At 33.5% G+C, this 24,688-nt stretch carries 14 protein-coding genes; 12 read left to right on the forward strand and 2 right to left on the reverse strand.

The window, feature by feature from the left end:
• Positions 1-505: 505 nt before the first annotated feature.
• The 4 genes from ppk1 (at position 506) to Q0838_RS01810 (ending at position 6,803) form a co-directional block, all read left to right on the forward strand.
• Positions 506-2,557 carry a polyphosphate kinase 1 gene (gene ppk1 / locus Q0838_RS01795; protein ID WP_298950598.1) on the forward strand — a complete coding sequence of 684 codons (2,052 nt, stop codon included), beginning with the start codon at positions 506-508 and terminating at the stop codon, positions 2,555-2,557.
• A gap of 25 nt (positions 2,558-2,582) precedes the next feature.
• A complete protein-coding gene (locus tag Q0838_RS01800; protein WP_298950600.1) occupies positions 2,583-3,464 on the forward strand; it encodes a substrate-binding domain-containing protein in 882 nt (293 codons plus the stop codon).
• Between the two features lie 106 nt (positions 3,465-3,570).
• The gene (locus Q0838_RS01805; RefSeq protein WP_298950602.1) at positions 3,571-4,518 is read left to right on the forward strand and encodes a tRNA-dihydrouridine synthase family protein; all 948 of its coding nucleotides are present in this window, start codon (positions 3,571-3,573) and stop codon (positions 4,516-4,518) included.
• A gap of 83 nt (positions 4,519-4,601) precedes the next feature.
• Positions 4,602-6,803 carry a radical SAM protein gene (locus Q0838_RS01810; RefSeq protein WP_298950603.1) on the forward strand — a complete coding sequence of 734 codons (2,202 nt, stop codon included), beginning with the start codon at positions 4,602-4,604 and terminating at the stop codon, positions 6,801-6,803.
• Positions 6,804-7,026: 223 nt separating this feature from the next.
• Here the strand turns inward: Q0838_RS01810 and Q0838_RS01815 are convergent, their stop codons facing one another.
• Positions 7,027-8,109, reverse strand: a complete 1,083-nt coding sequence (locus tag Q0838_RS01815) for an exo-alpha-sialidase (protein WP_298950604.1) — start codon at positions 8,107-8,109, stop codon at positions 7,027-7,029.
• 138 nt (positions 8,110-8,247) lie between these two features.
• On the opposite strand from Q0838_RS01815, the gene Q0838_RS01820 reads away from it, so the two are divergent.
• The 8 genes from Q0838_RS01820 (at position 8,248) to Q0838_RS01855 (ending at position 23,551) form a co-directional block, all read left to right on the forward strand.
• Positions 8,248-9,456, forward strand: a complete 1,209-nt coding sequence (locus Q0838_RS01820; RefSeq protein WP_298950605.1) for an RsmB/NOP family class I SAM-dependent RNA methyltransferase — start codon at positions 8,248-8,250, stop codon at positions 9,454-9,456.
• A gap of 61 nt (positions 9,457-9,517) precedes the next feature.
• On the forward strand, positions 9,518-10,609 hold the full coding sequence (locus tag Q0838_RS01825) for an endonuclease (protein WP_298950607.1): 1,092 nt from the start codon (positions 9,518-9,520) through the stop codon (positions 10,607-10,609).
• A 47-nt stretch (positions 10,610-10,656) separates the two neighbouring features.
• Positions 10,657-11,478, forward strand: coding sequence for a hypothetical protein (locus tag Q0838_RS01830; RefSeq protein ID WP_298950609.1), 822 nt, complete (start codon positions 10,657-10,659; stop codon positions 11,476-11,478).
• 1,033 nt (positions 11,479-12,511) lie between these two features.
• Positions 12,512-16,480 carry a chemotaxis protein CheB gene (locus Q0838_RS01835; protein ID WP_298950611.1) on the forward strand — a complete coding sequence of 1,323 codons (3,969 nt, stop codon included), beginning with the start codon at positions 12,512-12,514 and terminating at the stop codon, positions 16,478-16,480.
• 141 nt (positions 16,481-16,621) lie between these two features.
• Positions 16,622-17,044, forward strand: a complete 423-nt coding sequence (locus Q0838_RS01840) for a response regulator (protein WP_298950613.1) — start codon at positions 16,622-16,624, stop codon at positions 17,042-17,044.
• A gap of 401 nt (positions 17,045-17,445) precedes the next feature.
• On the forward strand, positions 17,446-21,087 hold the full coding sequence (gene purL, locus Q0838_RS01845; RefSeq protein ID WP_298950615.1) for a phosphoribosylformylglycinamidine synthase: 3,642 nt from the start codon (positions 17,446-17,448) through the stop codon (positions 21,085-21,087).
• Positions 21,088-21,209: 122 nt separating this feature from the next.
• The gene (locus Q0838_RS01850; protein WP_298950617.1) at positions 21,210-21,848 is read left to right on the forward strand and encodes a hypothetical protein; all 639 of its coding nucleotides are present in this window, start codon (positions 21,210-21,212) and stop codon (positions 21,846-21,848) included.
• Positions 21,849-22,198: 350 nt separating this feature from the next.
• Positions 22,199-23,551 (forward strand): potassium transporter TrkG, encoded by a 1,353-nt coding sequence (locus tag Q0838_RS01855; RefSeq protein WP_298950618.1) that lies wholly within the window; start codon positions 22,199-22,201, stop codon positions 23,549-23,551.
• An 879-nt stretch (positions 23,552-24,430) separates the two neighbouring features.
• Here Q0838_RS01855 and Q0838_RS01860 read toward each other — a convergent pair.
• Positions 24,431-24,682, reverse strand: a complete 252-nt coding sequence (locus tag Q0838_RS01860; protein ID WP_298950620.1) for a type B 50S ribosomal protein L31 — start codon at positions 24,680-24,682, stop codon at positions 24,431-24,433.
• Between the last annotated feature and the right edge of the window lie 6 nt (positions 24,683-24,688).

The following is a 24,688-nucleotide window of genomic DNA, read 5'->3' on the forward strand; positions in this document are numbered from 1 at the left end:
AAAACAACTAGTTAACTACTACCTATTAAATCACCATGCTATAACCGTTAGATAAGGTCTATAAATGGTGATTTTTTTATTACACCTTTAATCAATTTAAATCATAAATTGCATTAAAAATAGACCTACACATGGGTAAATTAGTGACTGGTATAATAAAAAAGTAAAGTTAGAAAAGCATAGCTTACTATTTATTTAAGATCTAAAAACTATACTGCTGTTATGATGAGTAGATTATAAACTACTAGATAAAAAGCTGACATGATGTAATTAACCTATACAAATATCAGTTAACTATGAGTTTTTTATTAAACTTAGGCCACACCCTAGTTGCATTAATAAAGGTAACAAATTCTTGCTTCGTTACTTACTGGTATATTAATAATTTCTCCATAGAACTACTTTGCATTTTAATAAGTAAAACGCAAATTCCATTTAAGTATCCTTACATTTATTTAACGCTAATTTGATAAAATTGGTTATTTGATTTATGTACATTTAAAATATGGAGATACCTCAAAAATATCCTTACCAGCATAGAGACATTAACTGGTTAAGTTTTAATGACCGCGTGCTACAAGAAGCTGCAGATAAAAGCAACCCTCTTTATGAGCGTCTTAAATTTATAGCTATTTTCTCGTCAAATCTAGATGAGTATTTTAGAGTACGAGTTTCTCAAATGCGACAGCTTAAAAGAGTTGATAAAAGAATTAGAAAAAAACTAGCCTTACATCCTTCTAAGTTTGTTAAGCAATTACTTTTAAAAGTAAAGTCGCAACAAGAAGAATTAGGTACGATTTTCTTTGATCATATCGTTCCTGAATTAGGTGATAACAACATTCATTTACTCGATTATAAAAAAATTAAAGAGGATCACTTAGAACTAGTAAAAGAATATTACCACACGCATATTAGAAAAAAAATAAACACTGATATTGTAGAAGCTTCTAAAACTAGCACTATATTTTTAGAAAATCAGCATTTGTATTTTCTAGTGACCTTTAAAGATGATCAAAAATATGGCGTAGTAAACATTCCATCTACAGAATACGATCGTTTTATAGAATTGAAACAAGAAGGCGGTCTATATTTTATAGCCTTTATAGATGATATTATAAAATCTAATATTGAAGATATTTTCCCAGATAAATGCATAACAGGCTCCTACTCTATTAAATTATCTAGAGATGCAGAATTGTATCTGGATCAAGAACTAGATGGCACCCTAGCAGACTTAATTCAGGAATCACTATCACAACGTGAAGAAGGGCAGGCTACTCGATTACTTTATGACCAGAGTATGCCTAAAAACGTAAGAAAGAACATAAGAAAAAGTCTAGGTTTAGGAAAGATAGATATGGTAGCTGGTGGTACGTATCATAATTTTCATGACTTCTTTAGTTTTCCTAACCCTACTCAAAATAAAAATTTAGAAGCACAACCTTTAAGAACTATAAAGCATAAGGAATTAGAAAAAGCCAGTTCTTACTTTGATGTTATAGCACAAAAGGATCAATTAGTACATTTTCCATTTATGTCCTTTGATTATGTGCAGCGCTTTATTGACCAGGCATCACAAGATGAGCAAGTAGAAGAAATAAAGATATCTTTATATCGTGTAGCAAATGAGTCTAATCTTACGGACGGACTATTAAGAGCTCTCAAAAACGGTAAAAAAGTAACTGTTTTTGTAGAAGCAAAAGCTAGATTTGACGAAGAAAACAACATCAAATGGGGACGCATATTTGAAAAACACGGCGCTCGTGTTATTTATAGCTATCCGCGTATAAAAGTACATAGTAAAGTGCTGCTTATCTTACGTAGAGAAAATGGTAAGAAAAAAAGATATGCTTACATAGGTACCGGTAATTTTAATGCCCTAACTTCAAAAAACTATTGTGATCATGGACTATTTACCGCAGATAAAAAAATAACTAAAGACCTCTTAAGAACCTTTAAAGTCTTGCAAGGTGATCTAATTATACCGCGAGCCAGCAGTCTTCTTATAAGCCCATTTACCACGAGAAGTACTTTTGAATCCTTAATACGTAAAGAAATAGAACATTCTATAAACGGTAAAGGTGGTTACATCACTGCAAAGATGAATCAGCTAGAAGATCGTGGCATCATTCACCTATTGTACCAGGCCAGTCAGGCTGGTGTGCACATACGTCTCATCGTACGTGGGTTCTCTAGTCTTGTACCGCAACTTAAGGGTATAAGTGAAAATATAGAAATCACTTCTATAGTAGATAGATTCCTTGAACATGGTCGCATTTATAAATTTCACAATGCAGGAAATCCTATTATGTACACAGGTAGCGCAGACTGGATGAGTCGCAACCTAGATCGTAGAATAGAGGTTCTAACGCCTATCAATGATCCAGATATCTATGCAGAGCTCGATGATATTCTAGACCTTCAATTAAGAGATAATGTAAAAGCACGCATACATACACCACAAGAAAACAACCCAATGGTGCAAGCCATGGCTGGAGAGAAGAAAATACGCTCACAAGAAGAAATTTATAAATATCTAGAACAAAAGCATAGTTAACGCTTCTATGCTATATTTGTAAGCTATGGAAAAAAAGATAACCATAAAAATAGGCGGTGTACCAGAGCATTTTAATTTGCCATGGCACCTAGCAATTGAGGATAATGCTTTTGCAAAAGCAGGAATAGATCTACAATGGCAGGACGTACCAGAAGGAACTGGTCGCATGAGCAAACTATTGCGTGAAGAGCAACTAGACGTAGCCTGTATTCTCACCGATGGAATCGTAAAAGATATTATCGCAGGGAATAAATCGCGTATTTTACAAGTATATGTATCCTCTCCTCTACTTTGGGGCGTGCATGCACCTGGTACTATAGAAGCAGATAGAACAGAGCAACTGGAAGATGGTAAAATAGCCATAAGTCGCTATGGAAGCGGCTCTCATTTAATGAGTTATCTACTAGCAAAAAGACATGGTTGGGATACCGACGACATAGAATTTGAGTTAATTAACACACTCGATGGCGCTGTAGAAGCATTAAGCACAAATAAAGCCCAACTGTTTCTATGGGAACGTTACATGACACAACCTATAGTAGATCAAGGTATTTTTAAGCGACTAGAAACTATAGCCACACCATGGCCTAGTTTTGTAATCGCTGCAACAGAAAAATGTATCAAAGAAAAAGAAGAAGCACTTGCAAAAATACTTCATATCATAAACACCTACACATCAGACTTTAAAAACATACCTAGTATAGATCGCACTATTGCATCACATTACGACTTACAAGTAGGTGATGTACAACAGTGGTTATTACGTACAGAATTTAGCGACGACCAGTTATGGAAAAGTACCGTAGATAAGATTATAGAAGAATTTACCGCAGTAGGTATTATAGAAAAAAAGGTTGCTCTAGAAGATTTAGTCTACAACCTTCCTAAAATAGACGAAGAGGAATAAATAACATAAGCATTTTAGTCGTGGCAATGCGAGTTAATTTAATAATAGGTAGAAAGCTATATTTACTACATACGCAAGCATTAACTTTGCACTGCAATTATAACACATGTCATTTACCCTACTTTCTTCTCCACTACAAGGCTTTACAGAATTTAGATTCCGTAATGCGGTACACAAATACTTTGGTGGTATCGATACTTACTACGCTCCTTATATCCGGTTTAATAATAAGCCAGTTATAAGTAGTAAATACCAGCGCGACTTGCAGTTAGAAAATAACGAGGTGCCAGATTTGATACCACAGGTTATGACTAACAGTGCAGACGAGTTTCTTATCGCTGTGGAATACATAAGATCATTAGGTTATAAAGAGTTAAACTGGAATTTAGGTTGCCCTTATCCTATGGTGACTAAAAAAGGTATGGGATCTGGACTTATTTGTGATCCAGAAAAGATAGATCATATTCTAGAACGTGTTCATGCAGAGACAGATGTAATAGTCTCGATGAAAATGAGAATGGGATACCTAGAGCCTACAGAGATTTTAGGCACCTTCCCTATTCTAGAAAAATACCCTATTAAGAACATAGCCATCCACGCTCGCATAGGTAAACAATTATATAAAGGTGGTGTAGATCTAGAGTCGTTTCAAAAATGTCTGGACACCTCAAAACACAAACTGTATTACAACGGTGACATAACTAGTGTAGCTGGTTTTAGAACCATGCAAGAGCAATTTCCTAAAATAGATCACTGGATGATAGGTCGCGGCCTCATAGCCGATCCTTTTTTACCCAGCATGATAAAGGCAGATACTGAGGTATATCCAGAAAATCGCTGGGAGATCTTTAGAGAATTCCATGACACTATTTACCAGCAATATGATGATTTTTTACAAGGTCCAACACCTATAAAAATGAAAATGCAAGGTTTTTGGGAATATTGGGCCTTGACATTTCCTAATCCGCAAAAAGCATTTAAAGCCATTAAAAAAGCAAATAATCCGCGTGCGTATCAACAAGCGGTTAATGATAACCTGAAAACAGTGTCATAACTTTTATAAGTTTTAGAATAAGAATTCCGCTTTCGCGAAAGCGGGACAAACACAAACCTTAAATTTGCATTCCATATCTATCCATGCAAAAAGACCTACTCCTTTTCACACCGCCATTTACCCAACTGAATACGCCGTATCCTGCAACGGCTTACATCAAAGGGTTTTTAAATACTAAGGAGATTCCATCCTATCAAATGGATTTAGGAATAGAGGTCATTTTAGAGCTTTTTTCTAAGAAAGGAATGACTCAATTATTTGATTATGCTATAGATAATGGCAGTATTCTAAGCGAGAACAGCCAGCGTATTTATGCATTAAAAGATCATTATTTACAACCACTTGATGAAATTATTTCCTTTTTACAGGGGCATAACGACACCTTTGCGAGACAGATATGTCTTGATAATTTCCTGCCACAAGCTTCTCGTTTTGATCAGGTGGACGATCTGGACTGGGCTTTTGGTAATATGGGATTACAGGACAAGGCAAAACATCTGGCTACTTTATACCTAGAAGACCTTTCTGATTTTATAAAAGAATGTATAGATGACAACTTTGGTTTTAGTCGCTATGCAGAGCGTTTAGGGATGAGTGCTAATAGCTTTGACCAGCTGTACAAAGCGCTACAACAGCCATTATCGTATATAGATGAGATTACGGTTGCTATTTTAGACGCACAATTAAAAGAAACACAACCTAAACTAGTCGTAGTTTCCATACCATTTCCTGGTAACTTATACAGCGGCTTGCGGTCTTGTCAGCATATTAAAAAACACTTCCCTCATATTAAAATAGCCATGGGTGGTGGTTTTCCTAATACAGAATTAAGATCTTTAAAAGATACTCGTGTTTTTGAGTTTGTAGATTTTATATGTCTCGATGACGGTGAGTTACCTCTAGAATTAGTAACTGATTATGTATTAAATCATCCTGCAAAGCCTAGTCAAGATGTGGAATTAAAAAGAACCTTTATTCTTGAAAACGATGCGGTAGTTTATAAAAATAACACCACCCAACCAGATTACAAGCAGTTACAAGTAGGCACACCAGATTATAGTGACTTATTACTAGATAAATATATATCTGTAATAGAAGTAGCAAACCCTATGCACAGTTTATGGAGCGATGGACGCTGGAATAAACTGACTATGGCGCATGGTTGTTACTGGGGTAAATGCACATTTTGTGACATCTCACTAGATTACATAGCACTTTATGAACCTGTTGCGGCAAACGTTCTTGTAGATCGTATGGAGCAATTAATAGAGCAAACAGGAGAACGAGGCTTTCATTTTGTGGATGAGGCCGCACCGCCAGCTTTAATGCGCTCTGTAGCATTAGAAATTCTTAAAAGAAAACTAACAGTAACCTGGTGGACTAACATACGGTTTGAGAAAAATTTTACTCAAGATCTGTGTCATTTATTAAAAGCATCTGGCTGTATAGCAGTTTCTGGCGGTCTAGAAGTGGCGTCAGATCGATTATTAAAACTTATAGATAAAGGTGTAACCGTAGAACAAGTAGCACAGGTAACAAGAAATTTTACTGCTTCTGGAATTATGGTTCACTCCTATCTCATGTATGGCTATCCTACACAAACTATTCAAGAAACTGTAGACAGTCTAGAAATGACCAGACAACTGTTTCAACTAGGTATTATTCAAAGTGGTTTCTGGCATCAGTTTGCACTTACCGCTCACAGTCCAGTAGGTATGAATACACAGGATTATGGAGTGACACCACATTTAAAAGAAATCACGTTTGCAAATAACGATGTACAATTTGCCGATTCTACTGGTATAGATCACAATAAATTTAGTGAAGGTTTAAAGAAATCGTTGTTTAATTATATGCACGGTATCGGTTTTGATCTATCCTTAGAAGAGTGGTTTGATTTTAAAATACCTAGCACTTCTATCGCTCCTTTTTATATTGAAGATTGCCTCAATAAAGAAAGTTTCAAAGCCATGAAGTCTAATTCTAAAATAGTGTGGTTGGGTACTTTTCCACTGGTAGGGACTTTTACCAAATTAAAAAAAGGTGTAGAAGTTACTTATCTAGATCTCATATTTCATGATAAATCGACATCTTTTCATATAGAACTGCCAGAAGACCTCGCAAACTGGTTGCTAGATCAACTAGAATTATGGGATCCTAGTCTTAAAATACAGACATTTTCTCAAGTAAAAGCTTCTTATGAAAATTTATTTGACGCTTTTGATCCTTTCTGGTATGGAGAAGAAATAGAAACCTTAAGAGCCCATGGATTATTAGTTCTATAAAATTAGAAGATAAATCATCATTTAAGTTTAGTGCAAAAAAAAGAGAAGACTCTTCTTCTCTTTTTTAAGCAGTCTCCACTGCTTTATTTTTAATAAACAACTTGTCTTTATAACTGCTTGCCTATTTACTTAAACCGTGTTAAAAGTAGTGCACACATCTAGGTTTAAGAAAATAAAAACACCTTTAAACAACTCTATTACAGTTAGTTTATATTTCTAGTCACTATAAAGTTGGTGCTGATAGAGTAAAACTAGCTATTTCATTATTACCAGCTAGGTAGCCTTGCGTCTTATTGATCATCTTAACAGTATAGAAACCTTCGTTAGATAGTTTTTTCCAAGAGTCTCCTTGTGTACCACTCCACCATATTCCTTGAGAACCTACTGCTAGAATCTCTTTACCATCTGTCTCTGGTACAAAAATGATGTCACTGCTATAACCAGGACCCTTACCATTATCCATAAGTTTCCAGCTTTTACCACCATCGCGAGTAATTGCTTTATTATACATATTATCTTCTTTATTATTCCAGTCACCACCTATCATAACACCATGTTGTGCATCTATAAAATCAATAGCATAAATACCTGTCATTTCACTACCTGCTATCATAGGTGTAGAATACTCTTTCCAGGTAGAGCCTCTATCTGGACTGTGTAAAATACGTGCTGCTGCGCCACCGGTTGCTAGCCATACATTATCTTCATAAATAGCTATATTTGAATTACTTGCTGCAAATGCGGCTTCGTCTTTAATGAATTCTGGTAGGTAAGTGCATTTACATTTTGCCCAAGTATCACCTCCATCAAATGTCTTTATAACCGATAGACAGTCTTCAGTAGCATCACCAAAGGCTATTCCTTCTCGATCGTTCCAGAATTTCATACTATCATAGAAAACACGCTCTTCAAATTCTGTGTAAACTAATTTTACCTGGTCATTTGCTTGAGTTATTTTATAAATTAACGCAGGGTTACCAGCAGTTAATATGTAGGTGTATTGTGGTGTTACTGCAATAGATCTAAATTCTATTTTCTCATCTTCGTTCAAAGTAATTCTAGAATTTGCAACCGTATTTGTAGCTGCATCTATCCTACCGTACTTACCATTACTACCAGAAAACCAGTACTCTCCATCACCATAATCCAGCGCTCTGACACTTATAGAATCATTAGAAACAGTTTCTAACCGCAACGTTACATCTGCTCGTGTTAAGGTTTTAACTTCTTTAATTTCTTCCTTTTGGGAATCTTTTTTACAGGCTGTGATCGATAAAATCAAGGCCATAAATAGTAATTTTTTCATATTGTAAAAATAAGTCAGAATTAATAAATGAAGGTGTTTAAAATTCCGCTTTCGCAAAAGCGAGATAACAATTAAAAATCATTGAAAAAACAGGCTTCTATTTTATAACTTACTGAGGAATAGCTGTACTTTTGCAAAATGAGATTTCACCATAACCTAGTGCAAGCTACTGTAGATACCTTGCACAATATATTTAACGACGGCAAGTATGCTGACCAGGCTATTCAAAAAATTCTAAAGCGTGACACGCGCTGGGGTTCTAGAGATAGAGGATTCATTGCAGAAACTACTTACGACATAGTAAGATACAAGAGACTATACGCTTCTATTGCAAATGTAAATGAACCATTTAAACAAGAAGATTTATGGAGACTGACTAGTGTCTGGATAGTTTTAAAAGGCTATGATCTACCTGCATGGGATGAGTATTACAACACACCAGTAAGACGCATAAGAGGTAAACTGGACGAAGTAAGAAAAAATCGCAAGATGCGTGAGTCCATTCCTGACTGGATGGATGAGATGGGCGTAAAAGAATTAGGTAGTCTATGGGATCAAGAAATTACTGCGCTTAACAAACAAGCGTCTGTAGTATTGAGAGCAAACACTCTTAAAACTGATGTAGCCTCTCTTAAAGAAAAACTAGTAGGTGAAGAAGTCATGACTACTACTGATGAGCGTTTTCCAGATGCTTTAATTCTTAATGAGAGAGCAAACGTTTTCCGTACGCAATTATTTACAGACGGTTTATTTGAAGTACAAGATGCTGGTTCTCAATTAATCGCATCTTATTTAAACCCTAAACCTGGTCAGCGCGTCATGGATGCGTGTGCAGGTGCAGGTGGTAAAACACTTCATCTTGCCGCTATGATGGAAAATAAAGGGCAAATTATAGCTACTGATATCTATCAAAGCAAATTAAACGAATTAAAAAGACGTACACGCCGTGCAGGTGCGCACAACATAGAAACTCGTTTATTAGAATCTACTAAAACTATTAAGAAACTAGCTGGTAAAATGGACGGCCTTCTTATCGACGCGCCATGTAGCGGTCTAGGCGTTTTAAGACGTAATCCAGATGCAAAATGGAAATTACAACCAGAATTTATTGATAAAATAAAGGCAACACAGCAAGAGATTTTACAATCTTATAGCCGTGTGGTAAAATCTGGAGGTACGATGGTCTATGCGACCTGCTCTATTTTTCCTTCAGAAAATGAGGTACAGGTAGACACGTTCTTAAAATCAGAAGCTGGTGCAAATTTTGAACTAGAAGACTCTCAAACACTTTATGCCCATAGAGACGGTTTTGATGGTTTCTTTATGGCTAGAATGAAAAAGAAATAAATTTATTATACTGTACAAACCAGTTATTCCCCTTATACTAACATTACAGAATTATTTATACATGAAAATTTTTACTCTATTATTATTACTATCTGCAGTAGGTTTTGCACAAATACCTGCTGGTTATTACAGCAGCGCTAGTGGACTTACTGGCTACCCATTAAAGTCTGAGTTGCGCAACATTATAGAAAACGGTCATACAGATCAAGGTTATAGTGCACTTTTAAATTTATACAACACGTCTGATAACGACACCTATTACCCTAATCAAGGAGAAAGCATTAATGACCAGAGTACTACTATATTAGATATGTATTCTGAAAATCCTACAGGAACAGACCCTTATAATTTCACCTTTACAGATAGGTGCGGTAATGTAAGTAGTAATGAAGGTTTTTGTTATAATCGAGAACATATATTCCCGCAAGGTAGATTTAATAGAAGAAACCCTATGCGTACAGACGCCCATCATGTAATACCTACAGATGGACAGATAAATGGACGTAGAAGTAGCTTTCCTTTTGGAGTAGTGAGCAATCCTACCTTTACATCTCTCAATGGTAGTAAAGTAGGACCTAATACTACGGCTGGTTTTTCAAATACTGTATTTGAACCTATAGACGAGTTTAAAGGAGATATCGCAAGAATGTTACTTTACTTTGCTACGAGATATGAAAATCAATACAATGATAGTTCATGGGACAGTCACACGGCTTTAAATGATCCCAGAGATGGAACCCAAGGTCAGTATTATGAGCAATGGTATGTAGATCTTTTACTTTCATGGCACAATGCAGACCCTGTAAGCCAGAAAGAAATAGACCGTAACAATGATATTTATGTCTATCAAGGTAACAGAAATCCATATATAGATAATCCACAATTTGTAAACATGATATGGACTACTACCGCTAGTAATGAAAATGTAATTTTATCTAACATCTCTATCTACCCTAATCCATCATCTACTGGTACATTTTTTATTGAAGATGCCGGTATATCTATTGATAACTTATCTGTTTATGATATTTCTGGAAGACAGTTAAATACACAACTAGATAATAACCAGTTTAAAATTAATTCTACAGGAATATTTATAGTCCGTTTAAGTAACGGTGATCAATCTAGATCCTTTAAAGTGATTGTGAATTAATAGCATTCAATTTATCATTACAAATCAACCAACAAACTAATTAATTAATGAAAATCAAAATTACTCTTATCGTTTTATTGTCATTTTTTCTTTGCAGTGCCCAAAATGACACTATTTTTCTCAATAACAAAAAAATCGTATGTTCAGTAAATGAAATCACAACAGATGCTGTAAAGTTCACTTACCCAAATGAAACATTGACTAATTCTATTTACAAAAATACAATACAGAGTATTTCGTTTAGTAGTGGTAGAATACAAAAGTTTAATGAGTCAACTTCTTACAAAAGTGTAGACAATGTTAGTGATTTTGACAATGTCTCGATTACAAGAGTAGAAGGAGAAATAAAGGGGCTTTTTAAACTAGGTGAAGTAAGTTCAAAGGCTGTAGGGACAACTGTTTTTTCTAATCAGGAACAGGTTAAAGAAAGAGCATATAAAAAACTTAAGATTCAAGCTTCATTCCAAAACGGAAACATAATTTATTTAACCGATCAGAGAACTGAAGGCGCTAAAAGTGGGTTTTACACTAGTTCTAAAGCAGAGACTAATTTAACTGGAATATTATACACTACTAAATTACCTAATTTTAACCAATTCCAAAAATTAATAGGAAATAAGAAAAATTTTACTGCTGTAATTGAAAATAAATTAAGAAATAGCTCGTTTGGAATGGATGTAAAAAAAATCAGTAAAGATTTTGAAATTCAATCTATTAAGAATGAAAATAGTTTGATAATTATTACTGGTAAATTAAAAGGTGTAAAAAAACAATCTACATTCAGAGTAGTCTCATTTACCGATACCAGTTTCAACATATTCTATGACGGAAAAAGAGCAGAATATAATGTGAAAATTAATTTAAACTAAAAATAATAAAGCCGCTGTAATAAGCGGCTTTTTTTTATGGATTGTTTTTGATCTCGCTTTCGCGAAAGCGGAATTTCAACCAACTCTATTCTATTAAAAGCTATTTTAGCAACTTTAATAATTTAATGAGTCTTGTAACCTTTTACATTTTCAATCTTCTTTACATCTTTCTTTTCAGTTACAGCACACAAATATTCCTATAGCAAAGAAATAGCATTAGGTAAAAGTGTATCTTCTAACAAATATTTTCCTGATAGAGGTGTACAATCTCAACAGTGGTTTCCTGTTTTAGAACAGAAATAAGACACTGAAATTAACCGGTATCAAAGATTACAGTTTCCAGAAACAAGAATAAGCCTAGGATATTCTAATTATAGTAACAATAAAATTTTAAGAAGCTCCTACTCTATCTTGCCTTTTATAAAGCTTAAGAGTTTTAATAATAACAGATTAAAAATACATTAGGTCTAGGTGCTTCTCATTTTACAAAGAAATACCATGCCATAAATACTGATGTAATGTGGACGTTTAGAGCTCAACTTAACCATCAATTACTTAAAACTGAAAATAGATCACAGCACAGCTTTAAGTATCCTGTTTCATTTTAATAGTCATACCAGATTGACTTATCATGGATTTAATATCTTTTTGTAATTATAAATACTCCACACTAACAAAAAATTTATAATTCACCCATCTTGGAATAAAATATACCCATTTATGATTTATTAAATGACAACTCATACGTGCAATAATTACTAGTAAATATCTAATTAAAGCTCTTAAAATATCTAAACACTATCACTTTAATAATTTTTTACAATCTACTGAATAGATTATGAGTTAATTAAGCAAATCAACTATCACTACACACTTGATTTTTTTATTATCAAAAAAAAAAATGACTAATGTGTACTTCAACTCAGAAATAAAAAGTTAAACAAATTTTAAGTGAATTATTTTAAACTTACGTTTATAAAAATTAACTTTGATTTAAGGTTTATTCCTTTTTAACATTAACATAGTTCATTTTATGGATCAAACAGAGGATTCTTTTTTTATTGTAGGTATAGGTAGCTCGGCAGGTGGGCTTAAAGCTTTAGAACAATTTTTAGATCATTGTCCTAATCATACTAATTTTGCATTTGTAATCGTACAGCACCTATCCCCACATTATAAAAGTTTGATGCCAGAATTACTTGCTAGACATACCCAGTTAAATGTTAAGGAGGCCTCAGATGGTGACGTTGTTTTACCTAATAACGTTTACTTAATGCCTGGGTCCAAAAACATTCAAATCAAAAATGGCCAGCTCAAACTAACGCAAAGACCGCCTTCTAACCGTATTAATTTTTCAATTAACATATTTTTCAACTCACTTGCATTAGATCAAAAAGAAAGAGCACTAGCCATTATTCTTTCAGGTACTGGATCTGACGGGACTAAAGGTGCAAAGTCCATTAAAGAAGTGGGCGGGACTATATTTGTTCAAAGTCCAGAATCTTCTAGCTTTGATGGCATGCCTAAAAGTGCTATCTCTGAAGGACTTGCTGATTATATTCTACCGCCTAATGAAATGGTTAATGAATTGATACAGTTTGTATCAAATCCACACTATTCTTATCCTAAAGCAACAGGAGAACAAAATAACCTGGAATCTCTGGGTAGGATTTTAAGACTTTTAAAAAATTATACTAAATATGATTTTATTTCTTACAAGAAGCCTACTTTACTGAGAAGAACAGCAAAAAGAATAAGCATCACTAAAAATGAGACTGTTGAGGATTATATTGATTACCTCCATAATAATCCAGAAGAAAAATTCTTACTTGCCAATGAATATCTAATAGGTGTCACTAAATTTTTTAGAGATCAAGGTGCATTTGATATTTTACAAAATAAGATAATACCTAATCTATTTGAAAATAATGATCCTAAAAAGCCCTTAAAAATATGGACTGTTGCCTGCTCTACAGGACAGGAGGCTTATTCTATGGCTATTTTACTACAAAATTATATTGATGAAAATAATTTAGAAGTATCATTTAAAATATTTGCAACAGATTTAGATCAGCGTGGGCTAGAGGTGGCTACAAAAGGAATCTATGGAGAAAATATTGAAGCTGAGGTACCTCTACATTTTTTAAAATCTTACTTCATAAAAAGAGATAATAAATACCATATAATTCCTAAACTTAGAAAAACCATCATATTTTCTAAACATGATATTCTTCAAAATCCGCCGTTTAATAAGATGGATCTTATTTCCTGTAGAAATATGCTTATCTATATGGAGAATCATATACAACAAGAGGTGTTATCTAGCCTTCATTATGCACTAAATCAAAATGGCTATTTATTCCTAGGTAATTCAGAAAACTTAGGAAATCTCAGTAGAAACTTTGAAGAGACGAGTTCTAAATTTAAAATCTATAAAAATATACAGCCAGAACGACTCATTCTTAAGAATAAGACAAGTGATTTCTGGAGAATTAATTCTAAAGGCAAAAACAATTTTCAATCTAAAACATCTAATACTTCATTAGACGATAAAATATCAAGATCCATTAATAAATTCATCATGGCAGAAATGAACGCCGTTAGTGTTTGTGTTGATGATAATTTTGAAATTTTACATGCCACAGGGAAACTTAAAAAATACATTCAGTATCCAGAAGAAGGTTATTCTAATAATCTACTTAAAATGTTACCTGATGAGTTGAATATACCAGTAAACTCTGCTATTAGACTAATAAGCCATAATTCAGAAAAAAAGATAGAGAAATTTATTAAATTCCTGAAAGATGAAGAACTGATCCACATAAAGCTAGTTGTGAACAGTATTGATCTAGTTTCCTTTAAAAATCGTTGTTTCTTAGTAACAATCATAGAAGAAACATTACCCAAGAAAAATGAGAATAACATAATTGAGCAAAAACAAATAGTCTCTAACATTGATCAGGTCTTAGAACTTAAAGAAGCCTTAAATGAAACTCGTGAAAATTTACAGTCTACCATTGAAGAATTAGAAACTTCAAATGAAGAAATGCAAGCTACTAACGAAGAAATGCTATCCTCAAATGAAGAATTACAAAGTACTAATGAAGAATTACAGTCTTTAAATGAAGAGTTACACACAGTAAATGCCGAGTTGCAGTCAAAAAATGAAGAACTTTTTGAACTTAATGGAGATATTGAAAACCTGATGCAAAACATCAATGTAGGAACAATATTTCTAGATAGAGAATTTCATGTTAGAAAATTTACACCATCAGTAAAAGAGCATTTTAAATTACAGCAAGAAGATATAGGTAGATCTATTACTGACTTTTCTGGTACGATAGGAGGAGAAGATTTAATTAAACACTGCACACAGGTTATAAAAACATTGCAGCCTTTTCATTGTGAAATTAAAAATAAAGAAGAAATCTGGTTTCATTTACAGATTTTCCCTTATCGCAATCAAGAAGATACTATTCAAGGTGTGGTAATTAATTTTATAAATATCCACAATTTAAAAAATGCCATTAATGAAACAGAAAAATTAAATACATTCTTAACTTATTTAAATAAATCTAACCCAGCAGTCTTATACATTTATGATGTAATAAATAATAAAAATATATATTCCAGTTCTAGCATAGGGAATTATGTTGGATACAGTGAACAAGAGATTATTAATCTAGGATCAAATTTATTTTCAGTAATAATTCATCCAGAAGACATTAATGCTGTAATGTCTCATCATGAAAAACTCAAATCTCTTAAAAATGAAAAAGAACTTCAAATAGAATACAGAATTGTTCACAAAGATACAAAAGAGAAAATCTGGATTCTAAGTACAGATAAAGTTCACGAACGAGATGAAAAAGGTAATGTTAGTACCATTATAGGCGTAGCTATGACAACCACCAAACTTAAAAAAATGGAACAAAAACTAAGGGATGGAGAGCAACGTTTTAGAATAGCACTAGAAAGCACTAATTCTGGCCTATGGGAATGGATGGACGTTAAAGAAGATAAGTTATGGTGGTCTGATGTAATTTATGATGAAATAGAGGTTTCAAAAAAAACGTACCAACCTACCTTCAGTTCATTTATTAAACTAATTGAACCAGAACAACGACCAGAATTTAAAGAAAAAATACAGGAACATATTCATAATAAACAACCCTTTGTACAAGAAGTTTTATTGAGAATAAAAAATAATGAATTAAAATGGTTTAAAATTAATGCACAGGTTCAAGAAGAAGTAAACGGTAAGGTTAAAATGATAGGTACTATCCTCAACATAGATAGTGATAAGGTTTCTCAAAAGAAAATGGAAAATCTTAATGTTGAGCTAGAAAGATTTGCCTACTTAGCCTCTCATGATCTCAAAGAACCATTGAGAACAATTACGAGTTTCACCGACCTCTTCAAAGATGAGTATGGCGATATTTTAGATCAAAATGCTTTTCAATACTTAGATTTTATAGAACAAGCTTCTAGTAGAATGGTTACATTAACTAATGATCTACTAGTTTATTCTCAACTAGATGACAAATCATTAAATTTTGAAAAAGTAAACTTCAATGATATTGTGTCCGATGTTTTAAAAGATTTAAAAACTGCCATCGATGATAACAAAGCTTTAATTAACGTTGATAAACTCCCTGAAGTGGTTTGTGATAAATCGCAAATAAGACAATTATTTCAAAATTTAATTGCAAACGGTCTTAAATATAGAGGTGAAAAATCACCATTGATTTATATTTCTCACAGATCATCTGGTGATTATTATGAGTTCACAATCAGAGATAATGGTATAGGAATTGAAGAAAAATATCAGGATATTATATTTGATGTCTTTAAAAGACTTCATAGCAGAAATGAGTATGATGGTACTGGTATAGGTCTAGCAAACTGTAAAAGAATTATAGATAATCACAATGGAACAATTAAAGTAAAATCAGAACTAGGTAAAGGTTCGGATTTTATTTTTTACTTACCTAAAAAATGAAAAACAACGATTAAATAATAAATTAATCTATTAATAGATATAGAGAATGCTTTAAATCGTTTATTTTTATACTTTCAACCATAAAGTACAAACTATTGTAATTATTTAACGGTAATAAAGATATGTACACCCTGTAATTTTATGAAAAATATCGAATGCATTTTATTAATAGACGACAGCCCTTCTACTAATTTTTACAATAAAAAAATAATAGAAAAAGCAAATATTAAAGCAGATGTACATGAAGCATTTAATGGCTTAGACGCATTAAATTTTCTGAAAAAACAAAATGATTTTACAGAACACGAGGTTTTAAAACCTAACATTATCTTTCTAGATATCAATATGCCCAAAATGGATGGGTTTGAATTCTTACAAGAATATTCAAAACTTACTAAGGAAAATAGAAGTAAAGCTATTGTTGTATTCTTAACCACAAGCACATGGTCAAAGGATAAAATTAAAGCCGTTGAAAATGATTTGGTTTATGGGTTTATTGAAAAACCACTCAGTAATAAAGAACTAGAAAAAGTTATCATTCATTACAATCAACTTGAAGATTAGACAGTAACCCAAGTTAATTCTGTATACAAGACTTTTATAGCGATTGTGATGTGAATTAATGCTTATTGAAGAAACAAGATGTTAAAGCCGCTGTAATGAGCGGCTTTTTTTATGGATTGTTTTGATCTCGCTTTCGCGAAAGCGACATTTAAACCAACTGCAAACCATTCAAATCTATTTTACATTTTAAATTCAATTCTAAGTTTAAAAGAATCCAGCTCTACACATTTACCTAAGTATAAACTGTAGATCATGAAAAAAATCGCCATGCATTTCATGAAGCAAATCAAGATGAAAAAATTGTAAATAAGTCCGTTAATAAATAGGTCACAGCCCCAGTGTAAGAGCAACAATAATCCTAGTAAAAAAGTATATTTGCAGCAGCCCAAAAAAGCGCTCAAATGATCCATTTTTACGGAAATCCGTCCAAGTCAGTTTACGCAGTTCAAACCCAAGCACCGATCTCTACAGAAGACGATCTTAAATTACAATGGCTATTTGCCGATGCTCCTAAATTAGATGCTCCTACTATATCTGGTCATTTTACAGGACCTCGTGCCACCACTATTACTCCATGGTCTACAAATGCTGTAGAAATTACTCAAAACATGGAAATCAAAGGCATCTTGCGTATTGAAGAATTTCACAAATGTGATGAAGACTCATCATATGATAAAATGTTGCTTCAGAAATTTAAAGGTCTAGACCAGTCACAATATGATGTAAACGTACAGCCACAAGGTGTTATAGAAATAGAAGACATTGCTGCTTATAATATGCAAGAAGGTCTTTCTTTAAGCGACGATGAGATCGATTACTTGATTCAACTTTCAGAAAAACTAGACCGTAAATTAACTGACAGTGAGGTATTCGGTTTCTCACAAGTTAATTCTGAACACTGTCGTCATAAAATATTTAATGGTACTTTTATTATCGATGGTAAAGAGATGCCTACATCTCTATTCAAATTAATTAAAGAGACATCAAAACGCTGGCCTAATGGTATCGTGAGTGCTTACTCAGATAACGTAGCATTTGTAGAAGGTCCTAGAGCAGAGCAGTTTGCTCCTAAAACAGCAAATAAGCCAGACGTATATCAAACAAGCTTTTTTGAATCTGTCATATCTCTTAAGGCAGAGACACACAACTTCCCTACCACCGTAGAGCCATTTAATGGTGCTGCAACAGGTTCAGGTGGAGAAATACGTGACAGACTAGCCGGTGGACAGGGCTCACTGCCACTAGCAGGTACAGCCGTTTACATGACTAGTTACTCTAGATTAAATGAAGAACGACCATGGGAAAATGGTTTTGACGCACGCAAGTGGTTGTATCAAACACCTATGGACATTCTTATCAAAGCATCTAATGGCGCGAGTGATTTTGGAAATAAATTTGGACAGCCATTAATCACAGGATCTGTATTGACATTTGAACATCAAGAAGGTGATCAAAATCTAGGTTTTGATAAAGTAATCATGCAGGCCGGTGGTATAGGTTATGGAAAAAAAGAACAAGCTTTAAAGAAAACTCCAGACGCTGGCGATGACATCATCGTTATGGGTGGAGATAATTATAGAATAGGAATGGGTGGTGCTGCAGTAAGTAGTGCAGACACAGGCGCATTAGACTCTGGTCTAGAATTAAATGCTGTGCAACGTTCTAATCCAGAAATGCAAAAACGTGCTGCAAATGCCATACGTGGACTGGTAGAAAGTGAGCACAACCCTATAAAATCTATTCACGATCATGGTGCTGGTGGACATTTAAATTGCCTGTCAGAACTGGTAGAAGAAACCGGTGGTATTATCGATACTGATCAACTTCCTTCTGGAGACCCTACTCTATCTCGTAAAGAATTGATAGGTAACGAGTCACAAGAACGTATGGGACTCGTTATGGATGCAAAAGACACTCCTATACTAGAAGAAATAGCCGCTCGTGAGCGCGCACCACTGTATAAAGTCGGTAAAGTAACTGGCGATAATAAATTCACCTTCAGCGAGAAAGATGGACGCAGTCCTATGGATCTTGCTCTAGAGGACATGTTCGGTTCTAGTCCTAAAACTATCATGGATGACACTACCATTGTACGTGAATATGAAGATGTATCTTATGACATTAAAGATTATAAATTATACCTAACCCAAGTACTACAATTAGAAGCCGTTGCCTGTAAAGACTGGTTAACTAATAAAGTGGATCGATGCGTTACTGGTCGTGTAGCAAAACAACAGACCTGTGGAGAATTACAACTACCATTAAATAATGTAGGTGTAATGGCACTAGATTACAACGGTAAAAATGGAGTGGCAACTACTATAGGACACGCGCCTGTTGCTGCGTTAATAGATCCTGCAGCTGGTTCTCGCAACGCCATTGCAGAGTCGCTAACTAACCTAGTTTTTGCTCCTCTAGAAAAAGGACTTAAAGGTGTTAGTTTAAGTGCTAACTGGATGTGGCCTTGCAACAACCCTGGAGAAGATGCACGTTTATATAACGCTGTAAAGGCGGTAAGTGAGTTTGCTATAGAGCTAGGGATCAATATTCCTACCGGTAAAGACAGTCTTTCCATGAAGCAAAAATACCCTGATATGGATGTTCTCGCTCCCGGTACCGTTATAATAAGTAGCGTGGGTAATTGTAACGACATTACTAAAATAGTAGAGCCAGTGTTGCAATGCGATGACACGGCACCTATTTATTATATCAATATGAGTACAGATTTCCATCAATTAGGAGGATCTAGTTTTGCACAGACTCAAAATAAAATAGGAGCTTCTTGCCCTAATATTAATGATAGTTCCGCTTTCGCGAAAGCGTTTACAGCCATACAAAATCTTATAAAATCAGGCAAAGTGCTAGCTGGACATGATGTTGCTAGTGGTGGATTAATAACCAGTTTATTAGAAATGTGTTTCCCATCACAAAATGTGGGAATGAATGTAGACCTTACTTCTATTGATGAAGATTTGATCAAAGTATCTTTTGCAGAAAACGCTGGAATAATTATTCAAGTAACGGACACATCTGTAGAAAGTGAATTTCTAGCGGCAGATGTTGAATATTACCACATAGGTGAAGCGACTGACCAGGCCGTATTAAATGTAAATGAATTATCGATAGATATCAATGAGATGAGAGATGTGTGGTATGAAACTTCTCACTTATTAGATAGAAAACAATCCTTTAACGGTAAAGCAGACGAGCGATTTACTAACTATAAAAACCAGCCGTTAGAATTTAAATTCCCAGCTCATTTTACAGGTAAATTACCAGAATTACCTCAAGAACGAGTAAAAGCTGCTGTCATACGAGAAAAAGGAAGTAATTCTGAAAGAGAAATGGCGCGTGCCATGTATCTAGCCGGCTTTGAAGTTATAGACGTACACATGACAGACCTTATCGCTGGTCGTGAAACGCTAGAAGATGTTCAATTTATAGCCGCAGTAGGTGGATTCTCTAACAGTGATGTATTAGGAAGTGCCAAAGGTTGGGCTGGGGCATTCTTATACAATGAAAAAGCAAATACGGCTTTAAAGAATTTCTTTGCTAGACCAGATACCATGAGTATAGGTGTTTGTAACGGTTGTCAGCTATTTGTAGAATTAGGCTTAATTAACCCTAATCACGATGTAAAGCCTAAGATGTTACATAATGATTCTGGTAAATTTGAGTGTAACTTTACAAGTGTAGAGATTTCTAAAAACAATTCTATTATGCTACAATCTCTAGAAGGTAGCAAACTAGGAATATGGGCAGCGCACGGAGAAGGTAAGTTCCAGTTACCTATGGACCGCAGCGATTATCAAATACCTGCAACTTATGCTTATGAAGGTTACCCTGCAAATCCTAATGGATCTGACTATAACGCAGCGATGCTCAATAGTGAAGATGGACGCCACCTAGTAATGATGCCGCACCTAGAGCGATCTACATTCTCATGGAACTGGGCACACTACCCTACAGATCGTAAAAATGATGAAGTAACGCCATGGCTAGAAGCATTTATAAATGCCCGTATTTGGTTAGAGCGCAAGTAAAATTTTAAACATATTAAAGAACGGATAAGTCGCTTTTAAATAAGGGCTTATCCGTTTTTTGATCTTAATTGTTTAATAATCGTACAGATGTAACTAGTTGAGTATTATTTGAGAAAAACAAAATGCTAAAAATATTTAAGCGATCTATTCATTCTAAATATCAGGAAAGGTTAAAAAAATCTTTCCCTAAAGAATTGTCTTCAGACTTGAATGAAGTTTTGAAAATATTACCATTAGATAATAATCAAGTTAGATTACGTGATGGAAAAATACACAAAGTTAACAATCTGATTCACCCATCGGAATGGACTATTAAGTTTAATAACCAAATCCTAATCCTTCCTTACAGACTATACTTTAATGAACCAAATCCAGAATTAGAAAAGTCTTTGACCGATAAACAGAAAGACATTTTAAATTGTATTTATTTGCGTCATCACAATGGATATTTAAGAGAAAAACGACTGAATTTAATATCAGATAATTCAGAAAACTGGACTGTACCATTTATAATTCAATTAGTTGGTGAATACGTATATGAATTACTTCCTGTTATTGACAAAAAAATAAACGAGAACACCTTAGATTATTACGCTCAATTTAGGAATGAAAATCCTACATATTGGCAACAGACAGAAAGTAGAATGATAAGCTACTGGAATGAATATTATAGAGATCAATTTCCGAAATTGAAAGAGTATTTAGGTTTTGAAATTATGAACCGAGTAAAAAAACAAACGCAGGAAAATGATCGCAAATAATTACATGTTCCCTCCTATCTCTGAAAATTATCGCAGAGTTTCTACATGTTAAAAATCAAGAGGCGAGGGAAACTACAAAGCTATACGCCGGTATTTCTTTCTAATTTAAAAACATAGATCTCAGTTTAAAATGAAAAAATAGTTGCTATAAATTAACCATGAGAATGTTTTATTAAGATGAGTAAAATTAAAAAGTTAAGAATATTCTGTTAAAAATATTAGATAGAACTACCATTAAATAGTAAAACTTTAGAATTTGACTCGTGCTACATCTGAGATATATTATCTAATTTGCACGATAGAAAACATATGCAACAGCGCTGCTGTGTCTTTTTTAAATAAAAATAAGAATGGAAAGTAATACATACAAGAAAATATCTAGTTGGTACCAAAAATTCCAAATTAGTAAATCACCCCAAATGAATTTAGTTTGGGGATTCTTTTTGTATACACTCATTGGATTTATTTTACTCTCTATACCATTATTTCATAAAACCGATATCGCTTTTTTAGATAATTTATTTATATCGACCTCTGCTATTTCAACAACTGGACTTGTAACTATAAGCGTTTTTGATTCTTATAATTTTTTCGGACAGTTTGTGATTATGGTACTAATACAAATCGGCGGTATAGGATATATGACGTTAACGACCTACTATTTAATATTTACTACAAAAAAAATAACACACTGGCACAGTAAATTAATAGGCACAGAATTTACTTTACCTAATACCATTAAGATTAAAGATTTTATAAAAAGCGTTATTATTTTTACCCTAATAATGGAAACTATAGGAGCTATACTTTTCTATATAGCCTTTACCCATTCAGGAATGGGTAGTTTAAAAGCTGTTTGGTTTTCAATTTTTCATAGTATTTCATCGTTTTGCACAGCTGGATTTGGACTATTTAACGATGGATTTGAAAGCTTTCAAGATAATGCTTTTATAAATACCATCATATCTGTATTAGCCATTTCTGGTTCTTTAGGTTTTATAGTAATTACAGATTTGTGGTATCGCATTAGAGGTAAATCAAAAGAAATTTCATTCACTACTAAAATCATTATCTATGGTTTTTTACTTTTACTTTTTTCAGGGACCTTACTCATTTACACGACAGAGTCAGTAGCCATTCTCGGCTCAAATAGCTCATTAATGACATCTTTCTTTCATGCCATGTCAGCAATGACTACAGTTGGGTTTAACACCATACCTATAGGCAATTTATCATTACCTATATTGTTGCTCGTAACTTTTCTTATGTATATAGGAGCTTCACCTTCAGGAACAGCAGGAGGAATGAAAATAACAACCTTAACGGCAATGCTATCGATATTAAAAAGCCGATTGTTTGGTCAGAAAAAAATTACATTTTTAAATCGACTCATCCCATTTGAGAGAATATATGTAGCGACCTCTACTTTTATGCTTTACACTAGTTTAATTTTTTTATTTTCATTTTTACTTTCTTACGTAGAAGACTTTTCTTTTGACAGGATATTATTTGAAGTAGCATCTGCCTTAGGAACTGTTGGGTTAAGTACAGGAATTACAGGAGATTTATCTAACATTGGAAAAATATTAATTATTATTCTAATGTTTATTGGGCGCGTAGGAGTTCTAACCTTTGGATTTGCTCTATTGCAACAAAAAGGAAAAGAATTAAAAAATATAAAAAATGACGATCTAGCTGTGTAGTAAAACAGCATATCTGTGATAAATCTATATGGAATTAGAGACCATTCTCCATAACTTAGATATTTGTAATTTTCAGAGATTTTATAGCTTTTTTAAAACCTATCTAATACACTAAAATACGATAGATGTAGTCTTAATAAGAAAACATCGGTACTGTGAGATCCTTACTTTTATCAAGAGCCTCAATGTGGATTGTTAAATCATTCAATAAAGTATTTAACCACCACAGGTACAAAGGTATAGAACCTATAATTACCTATCCACTCATCTTTAAGACTACCTTTTATATAGCAATTAATCTCCTCCTAGAAACGTAGACTCTCTCACTGAAAACATAAATGGAAGAAATACTGATTTTTTTTTTGATGCATACCTAAAAAGAGTCTTCATAATTTAAATAAAAACTTCTAACCAGTTTATCTTACAGAGTCATTAATTGAAAAATACGGCAGTAAATAGACAAGTAAAATGACCGTACAACTCATTATTATTTATCAATCTAGTAGAATAAATGAATACGGAATTATAAAACTTATACAAGCGCATCATTTAAAACAGTATATTTTTAATGACCAGCTACTCCTCATATTTTACACAAGTAAGGGTGATTTTTTTTAAAATAATAATGTAGACTTTTACATAGCATCTTTGCCTTATATGGATAAATGGATAAGAAGTTAGAATACTAAATAAAAAAGAAGCTTACAGCATTAATTTTAATACTGCACAACTATTTAGTATACCATTTGTGCAAGGCAGCAACTATAGAGCAACTTAACAAGCGATAAGAGTACTAAAAAAGAGCTTTATAAAAACTGTATAAACTAAAAATGCCTCGCAAGTTGCGAGGCATTTTGTATAAATAAAAAATCGAGAAGCTTACTTCTTGAATTTTGAGTATTTGTTCTTAAACTTGTCAATACGTCCTGCAGTATCAATAAGTTTGCTCTCTCCAGTATAGAATGGGTGAGAAGTACGAGAGATTTCCAATTTGATTAATGGATATTCAGTTCCTTCAAACTCAATTGTTTCATTAGTGTTAGCAGTAGACTTAGTTATGAATACGTCTTCATTAGACATGTCCTTAAATGCTACTAATCTATAATTCTCTGGGTGTATTCCTTTTTGCATGACTTA

This window comes from uncultured Nonlabens sp. (assembly GCF_947495285.1).
Taxonomy (GTDB): Bacteria; Bacteroidota; Bacteroidia; order Flavobacteriales; family Flavobacteriaceae; genus Nonlabens.

What these genes read in the sequence shown, in the direction of transcription:
- ppk1 (WP_298950598.1), top strand. Translation starts at nt 506, where the DNA reads ATGGAGATACCTCAAAAATATCCTTACCAGCATAGAGACATTAACTGG.
- Q0838_RS01800 (WP_298950600.1), top strand. Translation starts at nt 2,583, where the DNA reads ATGGAAAAAAAGATAACCATAAAAATAGGCGGTGTACCAGAGCATTTT.
- Q0838_RS01805 (WP_298950602.1), top strand. Translation starts at nt 3,571, where the DNA reads ATGTCATTTACCCTACTTTCTTCTCCACTACAAGGCTTTACAGAATTT.
- Q0838_RS01810 (WP_298950603.1), top strand. Translation starts at nt 4,602, where the DNA reads ATGCAAAAAGACCTACTCCTTTTCACACCGCCATTTACCCAACTGAAT.
- Q0838_RS01815 (WP_298950604.1), bottom strand. Translation starts at nt 8,109, where the DNA reads ATGAAAAAATTACTATTTATGGCCTTGATTTTATCGATCACAGCCTGT.
- Q0838_RS01820 (WP_298950605.1), top strand. Translation starts at nt 8,248, where the DNA reads ATGAGATTTCACCATAACCTAGTGCAAGCTACTGTAGATACCTTGCAC.
- Q0838_RS01825 (WP_298950607.1), top strand. Translation starts at nt 9,518, where the DNA reads ATGAAAATTTTTACTCTATTATTATTACTATCTGCAGTAGGTTTTGCA.
- Q0838_RS01830 (WP_298950609.1), top strand. Translation starts at nt 10,657, where the DNA reads ATGAAAATCAAAATTACTCTTATCGTTTTATTGTCATTTTTTCTTTGC.
- Q0838_RS01835 (WP_298950611.1), top strand. Translation starts at nt 12,512, where the DNA reads ATGGATCAAACAGAGGATTCTTTTTTTATTGTAGGTATAGGTAGCTCG.
- Q0838_RS01840 (WP_298950613.1), top strand. Translation starts at nt 16,622, where the DNA reads ATGAAAAATATCGAATGCATTTTATTAATAGACGACAGCCCTTCTACT.
- purL (WP_298950615.1), top strand. Translation starts at nt 17,446, where the DNA reads ATGATCCATTTTTACGGAAATCCGTCCAAGTCAGTTTACGCAGTTCAA.
- Q0838_RS01850 (WP_298950617.1), top strand. Translation starts at nt 21,210, where the DNA reads ATGCTAAAAATATTTAAGCGATCTATTCATTCTAAATATCAGGAAAGG.
- Q0838_RS01855 (WP_298950618.1), top strand. Translation starts at nt 22,199, where the DNA reads ATGGAAAGTAATACATACAAGAAAATATCTAGTTGGTACCAAAAATTC.
- Q0838_RS01860 (WP_298950620.1), bottom strand. Translation starts at nt 24,682, where the DNA reads ATGCAAAAAGGAATACACCCAGAGAATTATAGATTAGTAGCATTTAAG.